This is a genomic window from Lysobacter niastensis (assembly GCF_031457115.1).
Lineage (GTDB): Bacteria > Pseudomonadota > Gammaproteobacteria > Xanthomonadales > Xanthomonadaceae > Lysobacter_J > Lysobacter_J niastensis_A.
In genome coordinates this window covers 260,434-280,412 of record NZ_JAVDVY010000003.1, presented here as the reverse complement: position 1 = coordinate 280,412, position 19,979 = coordinate 260,434, and the positions used below count along the sequence as shown (strand labels likewise).

The window sequence follows — 19,979 nt, the reverse complement described above, 5'->3', positions numbered from 1 at the left end:
GGACGATGGCGGCAGAATCCGCACGCTCGCGTTGCCCGCGCGTGAAGGGCCGGCGTAGCCCTGCACGGAAAAAACGCGGGATGCGGCCACCGCAGCGGCCGCATCCCGCGCCGGCTCAAGGCAGCCGCGTGCTCTGGTCGGCAACGCCGAGCCAGCCGTTGCCATCGTGGGTATAGGTGACACCGACGCGCGCGTTCTGGCGGAACCCGATCAACGGGATCTCGTAGACGGTGTCGTACAGGATGTAGGCGGTCTTGCAGCCTTCGACGTTGCGGTAGAGCTCGGTCCAGCTCCAGATCGCCTCGCGGTTCTGGAAGTGCGAGGCCAGCGTCAGCATGATCGAATCGATGCCGTACCGCACCGCGCCGCTCGCGAAAATGGTCACCGCGTTGTCGGCATGGATGGCGCGGAAGGTATCGGCGTCGTAGTCGCGGAACGACTCCATGTCGATCCGTTGGGCAACTTCGAACTGCTGCTCGCAGCCTGTTGCAGTCGAGTCCGGTTGGCCCGCGAGCGCGGCCGCGGGTGCGGTCAGGGCAAGCAGCAGGGCCATGGGGCGAGTCGCGCGTTTCGTCTTCATTGCCGTTTCCTGTGGTGGGTGGGACTGCTGCCGACGATAGGGCGTGGATTGGCCTGCCCAGGGGCCACTTGCGGTGGCAGTGGATGGGGCCATCTCGCTCCTCATCCGTGGCGGGTGCACCCGGGTGATTCGGCTCGTGCGCGAGTACGCTGCGTCCGGATGCGGTGCGGCGCCCTGTCCGACCCGCACTGCATCGGGCGTTGAACGGCTTGTGCCATTCGGCCTTAGCGCGGAGACGACCATGTCCCTTACACGGCGTGAATTTTTGGCTGTGCCTGCCGCGTTGGCGGCGAGCACGCTGGTCCCCGGCGGCCTGCTGGCGGCGGTGATTTCGGAAACCCCGGCCATGCCCGATCTCTCCGACTGGAGCCGCGTACGCGCCCAGTTCGTGCTGGATCCGGAGTACCTGCACTTCGCCAGCTTCTTCATTGCCAGCCACCCTGCGCCGGTGCGCGAGGCGATCGAGGGCTACCGTCGCGCCATCGATCGCAATCCTTTCCTGGTGGTCGAGCAGGCGATGTTCGAGGACGAGGCGCACAACGTGCCGCTGAAGGTCTGCACCCAGATCGCCGAATACCTGGGCGGACGTGCGCAGGACGTGTGCCTGACCCGCAGCACCACCGAATCACTGGCGATGGTGTACCAGGGATTGCCGCTGCGTCCGGGCGACGAGGTGCTGTGCACCACCCATGATCACTACTCGCACCACGAGTCGATCCGGCTGGCCACGGCGCGCGCCGGCGCGACAATGCGCAAGGTGCCGCTGTTCGAGGACGCGGCCCAGGCGACCACGGACGGCATCATCGCGCGGCTGCGCCAGGCGATAACTCCCAAGACCCGCGTGATCGGGTTGACCTGGGTGCATTCGAGCACCGGTATCCGCCTGCCGATCCGCGAGATCACCGCGGCATTGCGCGAATCGGGCGAACCGCCGCTGGTGGTGCTCGACGGCGTGCACGGGCTTGGCGCGGTGGATGAAACCGTGGCCACCATGGGTGTCGATTTCTTCTGTGCGGGCACGCACAAGTGGATGCTGGGCCCACGCGGCACCGCGCTGATATGGGCCAACGCGCAGCGCTGGGCGATATTGCGGCCGACCATTCCCAATTTCAGCGACATGGAGAGCTACGAGGCCTGGATGGAAGACCGGGCCCCGGCCACGCCCACCAGCGCAGCGCGGATGACCCCCGGCGGGTTCCACGCCTTCGAGCATCAGTGGGGCGCGGCCGCCGCGTTCCGCATGCACAAGCAGATGGGCCGGCCGCGCGTGGCCGCGCGCATACGCAGCCTCAACGACCAGCTCAAGCAGGGCCTGGCGGAAAACCGCAAGGTACGCGTGCACACGCCGCGTTCGGGCGACTTGTCGGCCGGGCTGGTTGCGTTCGAGGTGGAGGGGCTCAAGCCCGCGGAAGTGGTCAAGCAGCTGCTGGCGCGCAATATCATCGCCAGCACCAGTCCGTACGCGATCACTTATGCGCGCCTGGCGCCGAGCCTGGTCAATACGCCGGAAGAAGTCGACAAGGCCGTGCGGGCCGTGCGCGAGATATCGGGCTGAAAGCTCAGGCGCATCTTGCCCGCGTTGGCCCTCGCCATCCCGGCTTTTGCTGGCATGACGAATCAATGGACGGCGGCTTCGCGACGCCAGTGGCCGCGGGCCTTAGAATGCCTGTCCCCACCGTGTTTGAAGCCGCGATGCCCACTTCCCCCGCCTGTCCGCAATGCACCCTCCAGAACACCTACGTCGACGGGGGAAATTACGTCTGCGCGGATTGCGGCTACGAGTGGGCCGCATCCGGCGACGCCACCGACTCGGGCGTCGTGGTGCGCGACAGCAACGGCAACGTGCTGGCTGAAGGCGACACGGTGGTGGTGATCAAGGACCTGAAGGTGAAGGGCTCCTCGATCCCGCTCAAGCAGGGCACGGTGATCAAGAACATCCGCCTGGTCGAGGACGACGCCGAACACATCGAAGGCAACTCGGACAAGATCAAGGGCCTGGTGCTGAAGACCTGCTTCCTGCGCAAGGCGTAGGGCAATCGATGATCGCCGCCAGAATTCAGCGAGCCGTCACGACGCGGTAACGGTGGGGTTCCAAAAGTAGGCCTCCCAATACGGCCATACGGGAGTCCGAGATGACCCAGTACCGCATCGCCCTGATCGTCGGCAGCCTGCGCCGCGAGTCGTTCAACAAAAAGCTGGCCGAGGGCCTGATCCGGCTTGCGCCCAAGGACTTCAGCTTCCATCACTGCGAGATCGGCGACCTGCCGCTGTACAACCAGGACGACGACAGCCATCAGGCCGCCCCGGTGAAGCGGCTCAAGCAGGAAATCACCGAGTCGCAAGGCGTCCTGTTCGTCACACCCGAGTACAACCGGTCCGTACCCGGCGTGCTGAAGAACGCCATCGACCACGCCTCGCGCCCGTACGGTCACAGCGCGTTCGCCGGCAAGCCGGCCGGTGTCATCGGCATCTCCGTGGGCGCGATCGGCACCGCGATCGCCCAGCAGCACCTGCGCAACACCCTGGCGTACCTGGACATGCCGACGCTGGGCCAGCCCGAGGCCTTCCTCCAGGCCAAGGACGACCTGTTCGATGCCGACGGCAATATCGGCGAAGGCAGCCGCAAGTTCCTGCAGGGCTGGATGGACCGCTACGTGCAGTGGATCCAAAAGCACGCGGGGTGATCCCGTTCGGGTGGTGGCGCGGAGTGGGGTGGGGCGCCTTCGGAATGTCGATCCGCCCGTATCTGGTTCGTCGTACTGACAGGAGCCCACTCCCGGGCTGCCGGACGACGACCCAGGACCCATCATGCGCCGCACCTTCCTTTTCCCGATCCTGCTTGGCTTGGCCATGCCCGCGATGGCGGCCGGCGACCGCTACACGATCGATCCCGAACACACCTATCCGAGCCTGGAGATGTCGCACATGGGCCTGTCGGTGTGGCGTGGCAAGTTCAACCGCACCACGGGCTCGGTCACGCTGGACCGAGCCGGCCATGCCGGCCAGGTCGATGTACGCATCGACGCCGACAGCATCGACTTCGGCCTGGATTCGATGCATGAGCACGCGGTGACGGCCGACTGGCTCAACGTGGCGGCGTTCCCCGCCATGACCTACCGCGGCACGATCCGCTTCGACGGCGACCGGCCGACGGCGGTCGACGGGCAACTGACGCTGCTCGGCGTCACCCGGCCGGTCACGTTGGCCATTCGCAGCTTCAAGTGCATGCGGCACCCCGTGTTTCCCAAGGAAGTGTGCGGCGCCGACGCCGAAGCCGAGCTCGATCGCGGCGATTTCGGCCTGACCCGCTATACCCAGGACGGCATGGGCCGGATCCGCGTGCGCATCCAGGTCGAGGCGCTGAAGGACGGCTGAAAAAAATTTCGCGGAGATGTCGATCCGGCCGTTCCCGGTTCGTCGTCATCACAAAGGCCCGGTCAATCCGCCGGTGACCGGTTCCCGATAAACAGGAGAAACGACAATGCGTGTGATCGTGATGGTGAAGGCCACGGCGGCCTCGGAGGCGGGCGAGATGCCCAGCGAGAAGCTGCTCGCGGACATGGGGCGCTTCAACGAAGAGCTGGTGAAGGCGGGAATCATGCTGGCCGGCGAAGGCCTGCACCCCAGTTCCAGGGGCGCCCGGGTGAGGTTCTCCGGTAGCAAGCGCGCGGTGGTCGATGGCCCGTTCGCGGAGACCAAGGAGCTGGTCGCCGGCTTCTGGCTGTGGGAAGTGAGCTCGATGGAAGAGGCCATCGAATGGGTCAAGCGTTGCCCGAATCCGTTCGAGGGCGACATCGAAAGCGAGATCGAGATCCGACCGGTGTTCGAGGCGGAGGATTTTGGCGCCGAATACACGCCGGAGCTGCGCGAGCAGGAAGAACGCCTGCGCGAGCAGATCACCGCGCGGCACGTCAAGTCCTGAACCTGCGAACGAGGGTTACCCACGATGAAGATCGAGCCTTATCTGTTTTTCAACGGCCGCTGCGAAGAGGCTATCGAGTTCTACCGCCAGGCCGTCGGCGCGAAGGTGGAAGCGCTGATCCGCTTCAGGGAAAGCCCCGAGCCGCCGAACCCGGATTGCCCGGTGCCGCCCGGCTGGGAAGACAAGGTGATGCACGGGTCGTTCCGCATCGGCGAGACGCTGGTGATGGCTTCCGACGGACATGGTGGCGCGCCGGCCGAGTTCCGCGGCTTCGGGCTGTCGATCACGGTCAAGGACGCCGCGGAAGCGAAGAAAGTATTCGATGCGCTTGCCGATGGTGGCCAAGTCCAGGCGCCGCTGTCGCCGACGTTCTTTTCGCCGAGTTTCGGCATGGCCGTCGATCGTTTCGGCGTGATGTGGATGGTCATCGCGCTGCCAACCTGAGGATACTGCGATGCGTTACCTGATGATGATCATGGAGGCAGGAAAGCCGCCGCCGCCGGAGCTGATGGCCGGCATGGCCGCGCTGACCGTGGAAATGGCGCAGGCCGGCGTGCTGCTTTCGGCCGAGGGCCTGACGCCGAGCGCGCAGGGCATGCGCCTGTCTTATTCAGACGGGCGGCGAACCGTCGTCGATGGACCGTTCACCGAAGCCAAGGAACTGGTGGGCGGCTTCGCGATCCTGCGCGCCGATTCGCGCGAACAGGCGCTGGCGCTGGCCCAGCGCGTGCTCGACGTCCATATCGCGGCGGGCGTCCAGGATTTCGCGATGGAAATCCGCCCACTCTACGAACCGATGGGCGCTGCGACCGGCAAACCGGCGCAGGCGCAAGCCGCTTCCGGCTGACATCTGCTTTTTGCCATCCCCCCACGACCAGGAAGTCTCCCATGCTCAAGACCGTACTCATCGTTATTGCCGTACTCGTGATCGGCGTGCTCGCGTTCGCCGCGAGCAAACCCGACACGTTCCGCATCGCGCGTTCGACCCGCATCCAGGCGCCGCCGGACAAGGTGTTCGCCCTGATCAACGACTTCCATCGCTGGCAGGCGTGGTCGCCCTACGAGAAGAAAGACCCCGACATGACGCGCGAGTTTTCCGGCAGCCCGAGTGGCCCCGGCGCCGCCTACGCCTGGGACGGCGACCGCAACATCGGCGCCGGCCAGATGCGCATCGTCGAGTCCGTGCCGTCCTCGCGCGTCGCGCTGTCGCTCGAATTCGTGCGGCCGTTCAAGGCGCACAACAACGTCGAGTTCACCCTGCAGCCGACCGGCAACGCGACCGAAGTGACCTGGACCATGCACGGTCCCAGTCCCTATGTATCCAAGGTGATGGGGCTGGTGTTCGACATGGACGAGATGATCGGCGAGGACTTCGAGAACGGGCTCGCCGACCTCAAGACCGCAGCCGAGTATTGAATGCGGCGGGCATTGAATGCGATGTTGCGGGCATCGCGTTCTTGAACAGGGCGGTTCCCGGTATTGCATCGCGCGTGGTGCGATGGTCTGATCGCTCGCCATGACGGCGACCGACATCCATCGCACCATCGAAGCGGTCTGGCGCATCGAATCGGCCCGGCTCATCGCCGGGCTGGCGCGCATGGTGCGCGACGTCGGCCTGGCCGAGGAACTCGCGCAGGACGCCCTCGTTGCCGCGCTCGAGCGTTGGCCCGAGTCCGGCGTGCCCGACAACCCGGGCGCGTGGCTGATGGCCACCGCCAAGCACCGCGCCATCGACCGGCTTCGCCGCAGCAAGCTGCTGCAGCGCAAGCACGAGGAACTCGCGCGCGAACTCGAGGACGAGCGCGCGGACGAGGCCGAAGCGGTGTTCGACGCGCTCGACGACCCCATCGGCGACGACCTGCTGCGGCTGGTGTTCACCGCCTGCCATCCGGTGCTGTCGATGGAGGCGCGCGTGGCGCTGACGCTGCGCATGCTCGGCGGCCTGACCACGGGCGAGATCGCACGCGCGTTCCTGGTGCCCGAAGCCACCGTCGCCCAGCGCATCGTCCGCGCCAAGCGCACGCTGTCGGAGGCGCAGGTGCCGTTCGAGGTGCCGCGTGGCGAGGAACTGGCGGCGCGGTTGTCGTCGGTGCTCGGCGTGATCTACCTGATCTTCAATGAGGGCTACTCGGCCACGGCCGGCGACGACTGGATGCGCCCGGCGCTGTGCGAGGAGGCGATGCGGCTGGGACGCGTGCTGGCCGGGCTGGCGCCGAACGAACCGGAGGTGCACGGATTGATCGCGCTGATGGAGATCCAGGCCTCGCGCTCCCATGCACGGGTCAGCCCCTCGGGAGAACCGATCCTGCTGCTCGAACAGGATCGCGCGCGCTGGGATCGGCTGCTGATCAATCGCGGCCTGGCGGCGCTGGATCGTGCCGAAAAGCTGGGCGGCGCGCGCGGGCCGTATGCGTTGCAGGCCGCCATCGCGGCGTGCCATGCGCGTGCCAGGACCGCCGAGGAAACCGACTGGGCGCGCATCGTGGGCCTGTACGGCGCGCTGGCCCAGGTCACGCCGTCGCCGGTGATCGAGCTCAACCGCGCGGTGGCCTTGTCGATGCTGTTCGGTCCCGAGGCGGGCCTGCGCGTGGTCGATGCGCTGGTGGAGGAGTCCTCGCTGGAGGGCTACCACCTGCTGCCGAGCGTGCGCGGCGACCTGCTGAAGAAGGTGGGGCGCCTGGACGAGGCGCGGGCCGAGTTCGAGAAGGCCGCCGGCCTTACCGGCAACGCACGCGAACGCGACCTGCTGTTGCAGCGTGCCGCCGAGTGCGCCTCGTGAAGCGCGGGCGGCCTTGATGGAGCGCATCGACACGCCGCGCCTGCGCCTGCGCGTGATGGGCGAGGGCGATGAAGACCTCTATTGCCGGCTCTATACCGACCCCCAGGTGATGCATCACATCGCCCAGCCGCTGGCGATCGACGTGGCACGACGCAGCTTCCAGGTCGCCCGCGAGCAGGCCTTCGAGCGGCCGATGCGCCGGCCTTGGTGGGTGATCCACGAGGCGGCGTCGATGGCGGATGTCGGCGTGGTGGGCCTGGTGCGCGAGGACGCCGTCGCCGAGATAGGCATCGTGCTGCTGCCGCAGGCGCAGCGGCGCGGTATCGCCAGGGAGGCCATGTCCGCCGTGGCGGCGCGCGCGATGGCGACGGGGCTGGTCACGCAGCTCTGGTTGCGGCATGCCCCGCAGAACCTGGCCATGGCGGCGGTCGCCTCCCGACTCGGTCTGTTCCGCGAGGACGACGGGCCGGGGCCGGATTCGTGCCGCTGGCGGATGCGCGCGGGTGAAGCGGAACAGGCCCACGCAGCAATGGCCGATCTCCCCGCGCACCCTTCGAGTTCGCTTCGCTACGCCCGGGGCGAACGGTGACAAGCACGTAGCCACGGCCCGCGCAGCCCGGTAGATTGCGGCTTCCGCCGCGATCGCGAACGAGGTCCATGTCCCATCCAGGCAGTCTGGTCTGCGTCGGCCTCGGCATGATGCTGGGTGCCCACGTCAGCCCGCGTTCGCGCGCCCACATCGAACAGGCCGACGTGGTGTTCGCCGCCGTCTCCGACCCCTTGGTCGAGCTGTGGCTGCAGCAGATGCATGGCGACGTGCGCAGCCTGCAGTCGTGCTACGGGACCGGCAAGTCGCGCCACGACACCTACCGGGAGATGGTCGAGGCGATGCTGGCGCAGGTCCGCTCCGGGCGGCGCGTGTGCGGCGTGTTCTACGGACATCCGGGCGTGTTCGCGCAGGCCCCGCACCGGGCGATCGAGCAGGCGCGGCGTGAGGGCTTCCAGGCCCACATGGAGCCGGGCATCTCGGCGGAGGACTGCCTGTACGCCGACCTGGGCATCGACCCAGGCAACGTCGGCTGCCAGCACTATGAGGCCAGCCAGTTCATGTTCTACCGGCGCGTAGTGGATCCGTCGGCCTACCTGATCCTGTGGCAGGTCGGTCACGCAGGCGATCGTTCGGTCAGCCGGACCGCCACCGGCCCGGCCTACCGCCGCCTGCTGGTGGAACTGCTGGCACAGGACTACCCCCCCGACCATGGGGTGATCGCCTACGAAGCTGCTACTCTCCCCATCTCGACGCCGCGGACGGAGGGGATGCCGCTATCCGCGATCGTCGATGCCGACCTGAGGCTGCAGACCACGCTGGTGATTCCGCCGGCCCGGCCGCTGCAGCGCAACCAGGCGATGCTCGACCGTATTGCCGCACTCGACAGTGAGGCCGCGCGGGGCGAGCCACTGCTTCAGTAACCGCAATACTTCGTCTTGTACGCATAAGGGGAATGCAGCATGTCCGAGGTCATCCGTTTTCTTGAAAGCATGGGCCGCAATCCGGCCATCACGGCGGGCGAGTTCGCCGCCAGCGTGGCCGCGCTGGAGGTCGACGACGCGCACAAGCATGCGCTGCTGCAGCGCGATGTGTCCTCGCTCAACGACCTGCTGGGCGGTCGCGAGCGGATGATGCTGTCGCAATGGGCGCCGGACTCCGAGCCGCAGCGCAAGGACGATGACCAGGAAGGCGGCGAGCCTTCGCAGGATCCGACGCCGGATTCCGACGAGGTCAACTGACCTCCGGATTATTCGGTCATGTACAGGCTGCTGTCCTGGTTGATCTTCGCCAGCCTCTGCCTGGCGCTTGGCTCCGGCAATGCCGCGACTTCGGTTGCGGCATTGCTGAGCGAGGCCGAGGGCGTGCGCAGTTCCGATCCGGAGCGTTTCCAGCGCCTGCTGGATCAACTGCAGGCCGCCAAGGGCAAGGCGACGGCGCCCCAGCGCGACCAGATCGCCTATCTGCACGCCTACCAGCAGTCGTACGTTGGGAATTACGACGTCGCCATTCCGGCGTTGCGGCGCCTGGCGAACGGTGCGAGCACGCTGGAAACGCGGTTCCGCGCCGGTGCGCTGATGGTCAACGGTTACGCGGTCACTCGCCAGTTCGCTGAGGGGCTGCGCCAGCTCGAGCAGACACTGGAGCTGGCCGAACGGGTCAAGGATCCGGAACTGCGCCAGCATGGCTTTGGCGTGGCCGCGGTGATGTACAACGAGATCGGCGAATACCGGCTGGGACTGCAATACGCCGAGCGCATTCTCGCTGGGCCCGTGCATGGGCGTGCGCGCTGTTTCGCCGGACAGTACCGGGTGGAAGCGTTGTGGCGTCTGAAGCGCCTGCCCGACGATGATGCCCTCGTGCGTGGCGCCATCCAGAATTGCGTCAGTGAAAACGAGGCCGTGATCGCCAACCTGCTGCGTGGCACGCTGGCGCGCAAATGGGCGGAGCAGGGGCAGGGCGACAAGGCGATCGCCTTGCTTGACGACCACCTCCCCGAGGTGGAATCCACGCGCTATGCCCGCCTGATCGGCGAAGTGCATTCCCTGCTGGCTGAGTTGTTCCTTGCCAAGGGCGATCTGGCCGAAGCGGATCTGCATGCGCGTGCCGCGATCGGTCACGGTCCGTCCATGCCGCACTCGCAGCCGCTGGTGGCTGCCTACAAGACGCTGTACGAGATCGCCAACCGCCGCGGCAACGCGAGCGATGCGCTGGGTTACTACCGCCGCTATGCCGAGGCCGACCGGGCCTACCTCAACGACGTCAAGACGCGTGAGCTGGCCTACCAGTTCGTGCGCCAGGAAACCGCGCAGAAGACCCAGCAGATCGAACTGCTGAACCGCCAGAACCAGGTACTGCAACTGCAGCAGCGGGTGGCCAAGCAGAACGCGCAGAACACGCGGCTGGTGGTCCTGTTGCTGTTGCTGGTCGTCGCCGTGCTCGGGTACTGGGCGTACTGGATCAGGCGCCGGCAGCAGTCGCTGCGCCGGTTCGCCGAGACCGACGCGCTGACCGAGGTCAGCAACCGCCACCATTTCACCCAGTGCGCCGAGCAGGTGCTGGCGCAGTGCGCGAAGAACCGCGAGCAGGCCGCGCTGGTGATGTTCGATCTCGACCGCTTCAAGGAGATCAACGACACCTACGGCCACGCCACCGGCGACTGGGTGCTGCGCGAGGTTGCCGAAAACTGCCGCGGCTTCTGCCGTGCCATCGACTACATCGGTCGGCTCGGCGGCGAGGAGTTCGCGTTCCTGCTGCGCGGCTGCGACCTGGCGGCGGCGACGCGCCTGGCCGAGGATTGCCGTCTGCGCCTGACCCGCATCGACACGCGTCCGAGCGGGCACACGTTCACCGTGACGGCCAGCTTCGGCGTCAGCGCGACCGCGTCGTCCGGCTATGGGCTGGACGTGCTGATCTCGCACGCCGACCGCATGCTCTATCGGGCCAAGCGCGAAGGCCGCAACCAGGTACGCGCCTTCACGATGGATCTGCCGCTGTTCGACACGCCGCGCGTGGACGAGGCCGCCGCAGAGGAAGTCCCGCGTTCCGCGGCCGCGGTGGGTTCTTCCGCGCCCTGATTCGCGCAGGCATCGCCGGCGGCGGTAGAGTTCCTGCATGAATGCCGCCGTGGCACCCGTGACGATTCTCCCCGAGCAGCAGGCCGCCATCGAAGCGGCCTACGCTACGCCCCCACGCGCTTACCATCACTACGGCCACGTCCAGGACGTGATGCGCAACTACGACATGGTGGCGGCCGGGCCCGGGTGGAAGCAGCCAGCCGAGGTCTACCTGGCAGTGCTGTACCACGACGCCGTCTACCAGCCCGGACGCAACGACAATGAGGCGCGTTCGGCCGAGCTGGCGCGCGAGCACATCGCGCGCTGGCTGCCCGGCGTCGATCCCGCGCGCGTGGCCGCGTTGATCGAACTCACCGCGCGCCACGGACGTGTCGCCGCCGAAGAGGTGGACGAGGACGCGTCGCTGTTCCTTGATTGCGACATGGCGATCCTCGGTGCCGAGCCGGCTGTGTTCGATGCCTACGATCGCGGCATCGCCGCGGAGTACCGGGGGCATGTGCCCGGGTGGCTGTACAAGCTCAATCGCCGGCGGTTCCTCAAGGGATTGCTGGCGCGCGAGCGCATCTTCCTGAGCGAGTTCTTCCATGCGCGGCTGGATGCGCAGGCGCGGCGCAATCTGCGGCGGGCGGTGACCGAAAAGCGGTAGGGGTCGCGGATCACTCCTCTCCATGGCGCTTCGCGCCTGTCCCTCTCCCACAAGGGAGAGGGAGATTCGCATCGCGGCTTTTGAACACGCTCTCCACAGAGCGAGGGAATGCGTGGGCCTTCGAACACCTGAGACGACAGGCCGCCGAAGGCGGCCACGGAGAGGGGCGCTTCGCATGAGCGTGATGCACGGATCCTTAAAATCGAACAATCCGACAGAGAACCGGTCCCATGACCCTCATCCGCCCATGGCCCGCGGCCGTCGTCTCGCTCGCGCTCGCGATGGTCGTCCCGTTCAGCGAAGCAAAGGAGCCCGTCGTGAGCCTGACCCTGACCTCACCCGCGTTCACCGCGTCGGCATCGATCCCTTCGCGTCATACCTGCGACGGTCAGGACGTATCGCCGCCGCTGCAGTGGTCGGGCGTGCCGTCCGGTGCCCGCAGCCTGGTGCTGATCGTCGACGACCCGGATGCGCCCGATCCGGCCGCGCCCAAGCGCACCTGGGTGCATTGGGTGCTCTACGACATTCCGGCGAACGCGACGGGACTGCCCGAAGGTGTCGCGTCGGCGCAACTGCCGGCGGGAACGCGCGAAGGGCTCAACGACTGGGAACGCACCGGCTACGGCGGCCCGTGCCCTCCGATCGGGCGGCATCGCTACTTCCACAAGCTCTATGCGCTGGACACGGTGCTATCCGACCTCGGCAAGCCCGACAAGGCGCGATTGTTGGAGGCGATGAAGGGGCACGTGGTGGCCCAGGGCGAGCTCATCGGCACTTACCAGCGCAATCGCTGAGGCGCACCTCCAATGTCGTGACCGCTGTCTCGTCGGGTTCGCACGGCGGCGGATGTACCATGCGCCCACCTTCTTCTTGCGCGACCCCCATGACGATTTCCATGTACACCGCGTGCGTCCCCGTCTTCCGGCAGATGCTGGGCAGCCTCGACGACCTGCTCGGCAAGGCCGAGGCGCACGCCGCCGCGCGCAACATCGACCCGGCGGCGCTGCTGCAGGCCCGCCTGTTCCCGGACATGTTCCCCTTCATCCGCCAGGTCCAGATCGCCTGCGATTTCGCCAAGAGCGTGCCGGCGCGGCTGGCCGGCGTGGACGTGCCGGCGTTCGAGGACAATGAGCAGACTTTCGCCGACCTGCACGCGCGCATCGCCAAGACGCTGGCCTTCATCGATGGCCTGCAGGCGGCAGGCTTCGACGGCAGCGAGCAACGCGAGATCGTGCTGCGTCCGGGCACGCCCAAGGAGCGCAAGTTGACCGGGCAGGCCTATTTGCTGGCGTACGGTTTGCCGCAGTTCTTCTTCCACGTCACCACCGCTTACGGCCTGCTCCGGCATAACGGCGTGGAGGTGGGCAAGAAGGATTTCATGGGCTCTTACTGAGGGGGGCTTGCCGATGCGCTTGCCAGGGGACGATGCCAGCGTGCGCAGGATGGGCACGGCGGCGCTTGCCGGCGTGCTCGTGTTCGTGCTGGTGTGCAGCGCGGTGCAGTTCCTGCGCGCCGACCTGGACTGGATGCGGACGCCGCTGAGCTTCTATCTGATCGACGCCTACGGGGGTTGGGTGCGGGTCGCCTATGGGCTGCTCAGCGTGACGCTGGGCCTGATCGGCGTGGGCTACTACCGCGTCCTGACGCCACAGGCGCGCAGCGGCGTGGCGCGGGCGCTGTTCGTGCTGGCGGGCCTGGCCCTGGCCGTCACCGCCTCGGCGGAGACCCAGCGTCCCCGGCAAGCGCTGACGACGGCGGGCACGGTCCACGCCATCGCCGCGCCGCTGGCGTTCCTGTTCGTGACCATGGGAATGCTGCTGCAGTCGTGGTGCCTGCGTGGCGACGCGCAGTGGCGAGCGCGTTTCGCGCCGGCGTTCATCCTGGCAGTCGCCTGCTTCGCCGCGCTGTGGGGACATGCCCTGTGGCGCTCGGCGCCGAGGGGCCTGACCCAGAAGGCGGTGATCCTGCTGATCCTGGCGTGGCTGGCGCTGGCGGCCTACTGGCTGCGCCGCCTGGCCCCGGCCAGCCGGGAGCCTGTGGTTCTGTCAGGCAAGGTTGCAACCGGGGATGGTTAAAATATCGCCATGATCCTCAATGCCGCCGCCTACCACTTCGCCACCATCGACGACCCGCAGGCCCTGGCCGCGCTATTGCGTGAACGGGCAGGGAGCGCCGATCTGCGCGGCACCGTGCTGGTCGCCCCCGAAGGCCTGAACCTGTTTCTGGCCGGACCGGACGATGCACTGCACGGATTCCTGGACGGGTTGCGCGCCGATGCGCGCTTCGCCGGGCTGACCGTGAAGTTCAGCCGCAGCGCGACGCAGCCATTCGCGCGGCTGAAGGTCAAGGTCAAGGCGGAGATCATCAGCTTCCGTCGGGACAACTCCTCGCCGCTGCAGGGGCGGGCGCCCGCGGTGGCGCCGGCCGAGCTGGCGCGCTGGCTGCAGCAGGGGCGCGATGACAGCGGCAAGCGCGTGGTCCTGCTCGATACGCGTAACCGCGAAGAAGTCGGCTACGGCACCTTTGCCAATGCGCTGACGCTGCCGATCGACAACTTCACCGATCTGCCGCAGGCCCTGGAGCCGCATCGCGAATCGCTGCGCGACGCGACCGTGGTCAGCTTCTGCACTGGCGGCATCCGCTGCGAGAAGGCCGCGCTGTGGATGCGCGCCGATGGCATGGACAACGTGCTGCAGCTCGACGGCGGCATCCTCGGTTACTTCGAACAGGTGGGCGGCTACGGCTACGACGGTCGCTGCTTTGTCTTCGACGAGCGCGTCGCGCTGGATGCGCAGCTGGCTCCCATGAACGATTGCAGCCGCGAAGCCGCGGCGTGACCAATTCATTGCCATCGGTGTGCCGGTGGCCCTGGTTTTAACGCGCCGCGCATTGCATGTGCGACTGAAGTCGTGTTTGCTTGCCTGTCGAATCGAACCTGGAGTTCGCCCAATGCGCGGAACCTCTGCCATCTCCCTGGCCACGAACGGGCTGATGATCGCCGTAGCGGTCCTCGCCCTGGCTGGTTGCGAGGCCAAGAAGCCCGCCGCCGAGGCCGTTGAGCCGGAGACGACCATTGCGCCCGCGCCTGCCGCCAACCCCGAGCCTGACGCCAATGCCGCGCCGGTGGAGCGCGCCGCGCCGCCGATGCTGAAGCCGGTGGCCCTGGGTACGTTCGAGCCCGGCAACCCGGTCGCCGAAGCCATCACCGGCAAGCTCGAAGTCGAGGACACCACGTTGCGCGGCGCCAACGGCGCCAGCTTCACCACCGAGCGCGTCGCCATCCTCAAGGGGGGCGACGAATACACCGCCGGCGAGACCTACGCCGAGGCAATGATGATCGAGCCGACCGAAACGGTCGAGCTGCGCCGCGTGCTCGAGGAAACCCCGCCCAGCAAGGTTCCCGGCAATGCCCTGTGCGCCAACGGGCGCGCCGGCTACATCGCGATGGCCAAGGTCATGGAAGACAAGACCGAGGTGGTCAAGCTGATGGGGTTGCAGGGGGCCGATCTGCCGGCGCCGGGCGCTTCCGGTATTGCCTTGTGCGCCAGCACGCATTACGTAGGCAAGTGAAAACCGCCGCGGATATGCCATGCTTCCACATGTCGGTGACCACCTGAGGAGACGGAAATGAGCAAAGGCCTGGACAAGAAGAAAGAGCAGAAGAAGAAGCCCGAGAAAACGATGAAGGAAAAGCGGGCAGCGAAGAACGAGAAGAAGGCGAACCGCTGAGAAACACCAGAGCGCGGCAGCTTCGAGCCGCTGCGCATTCTGGGGACGACGCTTGAAGTTCGGTCTGCTCCCGGACCCGTGTCGCAATAATCGGCGTAGCGGAACCTGGGCCATGGTGCGCGTCGCAGTTTGGCCCTGCCGCAGTCGTCCCTCACCGGCGTGCTGTCATCGGCACGCCGTCATTGTCCCGAGTTGATCCATTCCACCGCGCCCAGTCCCGCGCGACGACCGCTGGCATAGCAGGCGGTCAGCAGGTAACCGCCGGTCGGCGCTTCCCAGTCCAGCATCTCGCCGGCGCAGAAAACGCCCGGCATCGAACGCAACATCGAGTGCTGGTCCATCGCCTCCAACCGCACGCCGCCGGCGCTGCTGATCGCTTCGGCAATCGGACGCGCGCGCAGCAGACGCAACGGCAACCGTTTGATCGTGGTCGCGATCGCGTCGACATCGCCGCGCTGCGATGGATCCAGCACCTCGTGCACCAGTGCCACCTTGACGCCGTCCAGGCCCGCCTGGCGGCGCAGGTGTTCGCTTAGGCTGCGGCCGGCACGGGGTTTGGACAGTTCGCGACGCAGGCGTTCGATGTCGCGGCCCGGCGCCAGGTCCAGATGCAGCCACGCCTCGCCGACGCGCGTGATCTCGTCGCGCAGCGTCGCCGACAGGGCATAGACCAGGCTGCCTTCGATGCCGGTCGCGGTGGCCACGCATTCGCCCTGCAGCGAGTGTTCCTTTCCGTTTTCATCGTGCCAGAACGCCACCACCGGCTTCAGCGGCGCGCCGGCGTGGCGCGTGGCGAAATGCTCGCTCCAGCCGATGTCGAATCCGCAGTTGGAAGGTTCCAGCGGCGCCACGTCGATGCCGCGATCGCGCAGCCACGCTTCCCACGCGCCATCGGAGCCGAGTTCCGGCCAGCTTCCGCCGCCGAGTGCGAGCACTGTGGCGGGGGCATTCGCCACGATTTCGCCTTCGGGCGTGGCGAAGCGCAATGCGCCGTCGTCGTTCCAGCCGAGCCAACGATGCTGCACGTGGAAGCGCACGCCGTCCTCGCGCAGGCGCCGTACCCAGCCACGCAGCAGCGGTGCCGCCTTGCGGTCGAGCGGGAACACGCGCCCGGAACTGCCGATGAAGGTTTCCACGCCCAGTCCGCGGGCCCACTCGCGTAGCGCATCGGCATCGAAGTCGTCGAGCCAGGCGCCGACTTCCGCGCTGCGCGAACCGTAACGGCGGTCGAAGGCGGGGCGCGGCTCGCCATGGGTCAGGTTGAGTCCACCCTTGCCGGCGATCAGGAACTTGCGCCCGACCGATCCCTTGGCCTCGAACAGATCCACCTCCACGCCCGCCGCGCGTGCGACCTCGGCCGCCATCAGTCCGGCAGGGCCGCCGCCGATGATGGCCAGTCCGGGCAAGGCGAGGGGCGAGGGCATGTGTCGGGAACCGGAAGCGTGGCGCGCCATTATGCCGGCCTCGCCACCGCCGATCCGACGTTGCGTCAGGTATCTTCGACGGCGGAAATCCATGGGGAAGCAGCGCGGATGCGATCGAACGGCGGTTGGGCGCGGTGCGCGGTGTTGGGTGCGGGACTGGCCTGGGGCGGCATCGCCGCAGCAGCGGCTCCGCCGGCGGAATCCACCACCCCGGCTCTGGCGCTGCCGGCCCAGTTGCAGGATTTCGACGCCTACGTCGAAGGCGTGCGCAAGCAATTCGACGTGCCCGGTATCGCGGTGGCCATCGTCAAGGACGGGCGCATCGTGCTGGAGCGTGGTTTCGGCGTGCGCGAACTGGAGAAGGACAGCCGCGGCAGGCCGCAGCCCGTCGATGCGCACACGCTGTTCGCGATTGCATCCAACACCAAGGCGTTCACCTCGGCCTCGCTGTCGATCCTGGCCGACGAAGGCAAGCTCAGCCTCGACGACCGCGTGATCGACCACCTGCCGTGGTTCCGGATGTCCGATCCCTACGTCACCCGCGAGATGCGCGTGCGCGACCTGTTGGCGCACCGCAGCGGATTGGGCCTGGGTGCCGGCGACCTGTTGTACTGGCCCGGCACCGACTACAGCACGCAGGAGGTGGCGCGCCGGCTCAGCGACGTGCCGCTCACGGGCGGATTCCGCAGCCAGTACGCCTACGACAACATCCTCTACGGCGTGGCGCAGCTGGTGATCGAACAGGTCAGCGGGCAGTCCTACGAGGAGTTCCTGCGCGCGCGGATCCTGCGACCGCTGGGCATGAACGAAACCCGGTTCAACAGCGATGCCCTCAAACCCGGCGACAACGTCGCCACCGGTTACGCCAAGGCCGATTTCAGGGACCTGCAGCCGGCGCCGCGCATGTCCTGGGGCAATGTGTCGGGAGCGGGCGGACTTTATTCGAGCGTGCACGACATGAGCCGCTGGATGAGCATGCAGCTGGCGGGCGGCATGTACCGCGATGCAAAGGGCGTGGAGTCGTCCCTTTTCAGTGAGAAGCGCCAGCAGGAGATGTGGTCGGTGGTCACGCCGATGCCGATCGCCAAGCCGGCGGTGCCGGAACTGGAACCGGTCAGCCCCAATTTCCTCGGCTATGGCGAGGGTTGGCAGCTGTCGGACTATCGTGGCCAGAAGCTCGTCTGGCATACCGGCGGCTGGCCGGGCATGGTCTCGCGGTTGACGCTGGTTCCGTCGAAGAAGCTGGGCGTGATCGTCCTGACCAGTGCCGAGCTGTCGGGCGCATTCAATGCCGTCACCATGCGTGTGCTCGATGCCTACCTGGAGGCGCCCAGGACCGATTGGAACGCCGCCTATGCCGCAGCGCTGGCGAAGTCGCGCGACAAGGCCGACGAGGATTGGCAAAAGCACCAGAAGGTGCGCGCGGCCAACTCGCTTCCGTCGCTGCCGCTGGCCGACTATGCACGGACCTATCGCGATCCCTGGTATGGCGACGTCGTCATCGAGCAGCGCGGCGACAAGCTGGTGATGCGTTTCAGCCACACCAGGCAACTGGTTGGCGAGCTGTCGCACTGGCAGCACGACACTTTCATCGTCCGCTGGGACGAGCGCTGGCTCAACGCCGACGCCTTCGTCACCTTCGCGCTGGATGCCGACGGCGCGATCCGCGAGGCGCGCATGGAGGCGATCTCGCCGCTGACCGATTTCAGCTTCGACTTCCAGGACCTGCGCCTGGCGCCGCAGAAGGCCAAAAGCGAAAGCGGAAGCTGAGCCCTAGGACGAAGGCGGTTTCGCCACGCCTATGCCGTGACCGTATACGAGCCTGGCTCCCATCCATCCGGCGCACCCCAGGCTCACGAAGCCAGCCGCGCTAAGCGCCACGGCGAAGCCGTCGGGGCTGGAGAGCGAGCCCGTTTGCACGCGCAGGAACAGGCTCGCTGCATAGCAACTCCATGCGGTCGCGGCGAGCAGCATGTGCCGGTGCACGTCGGGCAGGGCGGGACTGTTCTCGTCCAGCTTCATGTATTCGATGAAGCCCGCGGCAATGGCCGCGACGGCGATGACGGTCCCGGTCACCATGAGAATGCCGGCCAAGCGCCACACCGGTTCGCCCCAGATAAATCCGGCGAAGTCCGCGGCCGTCGCCAGCGACCAGCAGGCGACGGGGAAGTGGACCAGCGCCGGATGCAGTGGATGCCGATGCCTCATGCGGCCAGCAGCGCGCTGAGCAGCGTCAGGAATCCCGCCACGGCGACGCCGGCATGGATGAAGACGACACCCTTCGGCGGAATTGCGCGTCGAAGGTGCAGCGAGGCCAGGTAGAAGCCGCCCAGCGCGGCCAGCACCAGCAGCCCCAATGCCGCCATGACGCGCGACGAAGCCGTGCCCTGCACGACCAGGACGACCAGCAGCAACAGGCCGCTGGCGCCGAGCAGCGCATGCAGCACGGAAACCGCCCACGGCGCGAACTTGCCTTTGAGCACGTGCGCGGCCAGGACCAGGCCGCCCATGGCGCCGAGGGCGAAACAGATGAGTGCATAGGTCAGCATGTCGACTCCTTTACGGGGTGGTTTTTGGAACGGTGTCTATTTTTTCCAGCACCGCTTCGGTCATCCGCTCGCAGCGCGAACCGAGGAACGGAAAGGCATCGGTCAGCGACGCGGAAACGGTGTCGGTCAGTGCCGCGCGCAACATCCGCCGCGCACGGTGCAGCCGGGTTTTCACCGTTTCGGTGCGCAGTTCCAGGCTCGATGCGGTTTCCTCCACCGAACAGCCCTCGATCTCGCGCAGCACGAACACGATGCGGAAAGGTTCTGGCAGTTCGTCGATGGCGTTCTCGACCAGCGTGCGGATCTGGCTGCGTGCGGCCGCGGCGGCGGGGTCCTCGCTTCCGAATTTCGATGGGAACGGCACGATGCGGTCTCCGTAAGAGGCTGCGTAACGGTCGGCCTCTTCGATGTCGACGGTCTCGCGGCGCTGGCGCAGTCGGCTGTGTGCGCCGTTGAGGACGATCCGGGTCAGCCAGGTGAGGACGGAGGATTCGCCGCGAAACGTGCCGATCTTCTCGAAAGCATGGACGTAGGCTTCCTGCACCACGTCCTCGGCCTCGGCATTGTCGTTGACCACGCCACGTGCGGCCCGGAACAGGCGCTGGTTGCAGTGGCGCATGATCTGGCGGAAGGCGTCGCGGTCGCCATGCTGCACCAGCGCGATCAGCGCCGCGTCGTCCAGGGCGGCATAGTCGATGGCGTGCCGTGCGTCGGTGGGGGCCATGG

25 protein-coding genes are annotated in these 19,979 nt (G+C 67.2%); 20 read left to right on the top strand and 5 right to left on the bottom strand.

Annotated elements, in window-relative coordinates:
- Positions 1–115 precede the first annotated feature (115 nt).
- A complete protein-coding gene (locus tag J2X06_RS15935) occupies positions 116–580 on the bottom strand; it encodes a hypothetical protein (RefSeq protein ID WP_310064108.1) in 465 nt (154 codons plus the stop codon).
- 241 nt (positions 581–821) lie between these two features.
- On the opposite strand from J2X06_RS15935, the gene J2X06_RS15930 reads away from it, so the two are divergent.
- The 19 genes from J2X06_RS15930 to J2X06_RS15840 all read left to right on the top strand — a co-directional run bounded on the left by J2X06_RS15930 (position 822) and on the right by J2X06_RS15840 (position 15,121).
- Positions 822–2,135 (top strand): aminotransferase class V-fold PLP-dependent enzyme, encoded by a 1,314-nt coding sequence (locus tag J2X06_RS15930; protein WP_310064106.1) that lies wholly within the window; start codon positions 822–824, stop codon positions 2,133–2,135.
- 137 nt (positions 2,136–2,272) lie between these two features.
- Positions 2,273–2,611 (top strand): zinc ribbon domain-containing protein YjdM, encoded by a 339-nt coding sequence (locus J2X06_RS15925; protein ID WP_310064104.1) that lies wholly within the window; start codon positions 2,273–2,275, stop codon positions 2,609–2,611.
- Between the two features lie 101 nt (positions 2,612–2,712).
- On the top strand, positions 2,713–3,264 hold the full coding sequence (locus J2X06_RS15920) for an NADPH-dependent FMN reductase (RefSeq protein ID WP_310064103.1): 552 nt from the start codon (positions 2,713–2,715) through the stop codon (positions 3,262–3,264).
- A gap of 124 nt (positions 3,265–3,388) precedes the next feature.
- A complete protein-coding gene (locus J2X06_RS15915; protein ID WP_310064101.1) occupies positions 3,389–3,955 on the top strand; it encodes a YceI family protein in 567 nt (188 codons plus the stop codon).
- Between the two features lie 106 nt (positions 3,956–4,061).
- Entirely contained in the window at positions 4,062–4,502 is a 441-nt protein-coding gene (locus J2X06_RS15910; RefSeq protein ID WP_310064099.1) for a YciI family protein, read from the top strand.
- 24 nt (positions 4,503–4,526) lie between these two features.
- Positions 4,527–4,946, top strand: a complete 420-nt coding sequence (locus tag J2X06_RS15905) for a VOC family protein (protein WP_310064097.1) — start codon at positions 4,527–4,529, stop codon at positions 4,944–4,946.
- Between the two features lie 10 nt (positions 4,947–4,956).
- On the top strand, positions 4,957–5,349 hold the full coding sequence (locus J2X06_RS15900; protein ID WP_310064095.1) for a YciI family protein: 393 nt from the start codon (positions 4,957–4,959) through the stop codon (positions 5,347–5,349).
- Between the two features lie 41 nt (positions 5,350–5,390).
- Entirely contained in the window at positions 5,391–5,918 is a 528-nt protein-coding gene (locus J2X06_RS15895) for an SRPBCC family protein (RefSeq protein ID WP_310064093.1), read from the top strand.
- 100 nt (positions 5,919–6,018) lie between these two features.
- A complete protein-coding gene (locus tag J2X06_RS15890; protein WP_310064091.1) occupies positions 6,019–7,281 on the top strand; it encodes an RNA polymerase sigma factor in 1,263 nt (420 codons plus the stop codon).
- 16 nt (positions 7,282–7,297) lie between these two features.
- Positions 7,298–7,870, top strand: coding sequence for a GNAT family N-acetyltransferase (locus J2X06_RS15885; RefSeq protein WP_310064089.1), 573 nt, complete (start codon positions 7,298–7,300; stop codon positions 7,868–7,870).
- A gap of 68 nt (positions 7,871–7,938) precedes the next feature.
- A complete protein-coding gene (locus J2X06_RS15880) occupies positions 7,939–8,751 on the top strand; it encodes an SAM-dependent methyltransferase (RefSeq protein ID WP_310064087.1) in 813 nt (270 codons plus the stop codon).
- A gap of 39 nt (positions 8,752–8,790) precedes the next feature.
- Positions 8,791–9,069, top strand: a complete 279-nt coding sequence (locus tag J2X06_RS15875) for a hypothetical protein (RefSeq protein ID WP_310064085.1) — start codon at positions 8,791–8,793, stop codon at positions 9,067–9,069.
- A gap of 18 nt (positions 9,070–9,087) precedes the next feature.
- Positions 9,088–10,905, top strand: a complete 1,818-nt coding sequence (locus J2X06_RS15870) for a sensor domain-containing diguanylate cyclase (protein WP_310064084.1) — start codon at positions 9,088–9,090, stop codon at positions 10,903–10,905.
- Positions 10,906–10,942: 37 nt separating this feature from the next.
- Positions 10,943–11,551, top strand: coding sequence for an HD domain-containing protein (locus J2X06_RS15865; RefSeq protein WP_310064083.1), 609 nt, complete (start codon positions 10,943–10,945; stop codon positions 11,549–11,551).
- A 317-nt stretch (positions 11,552–11,868) separates the two neighbouring features.
- On the top strand, positions 11,869–12,345 hold the full coding sequence (locus J2X06_RS15860; protein WP_310064081.1) for a YbhB/YbcL family Raf kinase inhibitor-like protein: 477 nt from the start codon (positions 11,869–11,871) through the stop codon (positions 12,343–12,345).
- 89 nt (positions 12,346–12,434) lie between these two features.
- A complete protein-coding gene (locus J2X06_RS15855) occupies positions 12,435–12,944 on the top strand; it encodes a DUF1993 domain-containing protein (RefSeq protein WP_310064079.1) in 510 nt (169 codons plus the stop codon).
- A 13-nt stretch (positions 12,945–12,957) separates the two neighbouring features.
- On the top strand, positions 12,958–13,626 hold the full coding sequence (locus J2X06_RS15850) for a DUF998 domain-containing protein (RefSeq protein WP_310064077.1): 669 nt from the start codon (positions 12,958–12,960) through the stop codon (positions 13,624–13,626).
- 9 nt (positions 13,627–13,635) lie between these two features.
- Complete coding sequence (locus J2X06_RS15845; RefSeq protein WP_310064076.1) at positions 13,636–14,388, top strand: sulfurtransferase; 753 nt, start codon at positions 13,636–13,638, stop codon at positions 14,386–14,388.
- Between the two features lie 112 nt (positions 14,389–14,500).
- Positions 14,501–15,121, top strand: coding sequence for a hypothetical protein (locus tag J2X06_RS15840; protein WP_310064074.1), 621 nt, complete (start codon positions 14,501–14,503; stop codon positions 15,119–15,121).
- A 338-nt stretch (positions 15,122–15,459) separates the two neighbouring features.
- On the opposite strand, the gene J2X06_RS15835 is transcribed toward J2X06_RS15840, so the two are convergent.
- Positions 15,460–16,704 carry a TIGR03862 family flavoprotein gene (locus J2X06_RS15835; RefSeq protein WP_310064072.1) on the bottom strand — a complete coding sequence of 415 codons (1,245 nt, stop codon included), beginning with the start codon at positions 16,702–16,704 and terminating at the stop codon, positions 15,460–15,462.
- 108 nt (positions 16,705–16,812) lie between these two features.
- Between J2X06_RS15835 and J2X06_RS15830 the strand changes: the two genes are divergently transcribed.
- A complete protein-coding gene (locus J2X06_RS15830; protein WP_310064070.1) occupies positions 16,813–18,474 on the top strand; it encodes a serine hydrolase in 1,662 nt (553 codons plus the stop codon).
- 3 nt (positions 18,475–18,477) lie between these two features.
- Here J2X06_RS15830 and J2X06_RS15825 read toward each other — a convergent pair whose 3' ends face one another.
- Genes J2X06_RS15825 through J2X06_RS15815 form a run of 3 tightly spaced genes read right to left on the bottom strand, consistent with a single transcriptional unit; the run spans position 18,478 to position 19,977 of the window.
- Entirely contained in the window at positions 18,478–18,912 is a 435-nt protein-coding gene (locus tag J2X06_RS15825; RefSeq protein WP_310064069.1) for a DUF2231 domain-containing protein, read from the bottom strand.
- Entirely contained in the window at positions 18,909–19,253 is a 345-nt protein-coding gene (locus J2X06_RS15820; protein WP_310064067.1) for a hypothetical protein, read from the bottom strand. Before J2X06_RS15820 ends, J2X06_RS15825 begins: the two co-directional genes overlap by 4 nt.
- Before the next feature lie 10 nt (positions 19,254–19,263).
- Positions 19,264–19,977, bottom strand: a complete 714-nt coding sequence (locus J2X06_RS15815) for an RNA polymerase sigma factor (protein WP_310064065.1) — start codon at positions 19,975–19,977, stop codon at positions 19,264–19,266.
- Positions 19,978–19,979 lie beyond the last annotated feature (2 nt).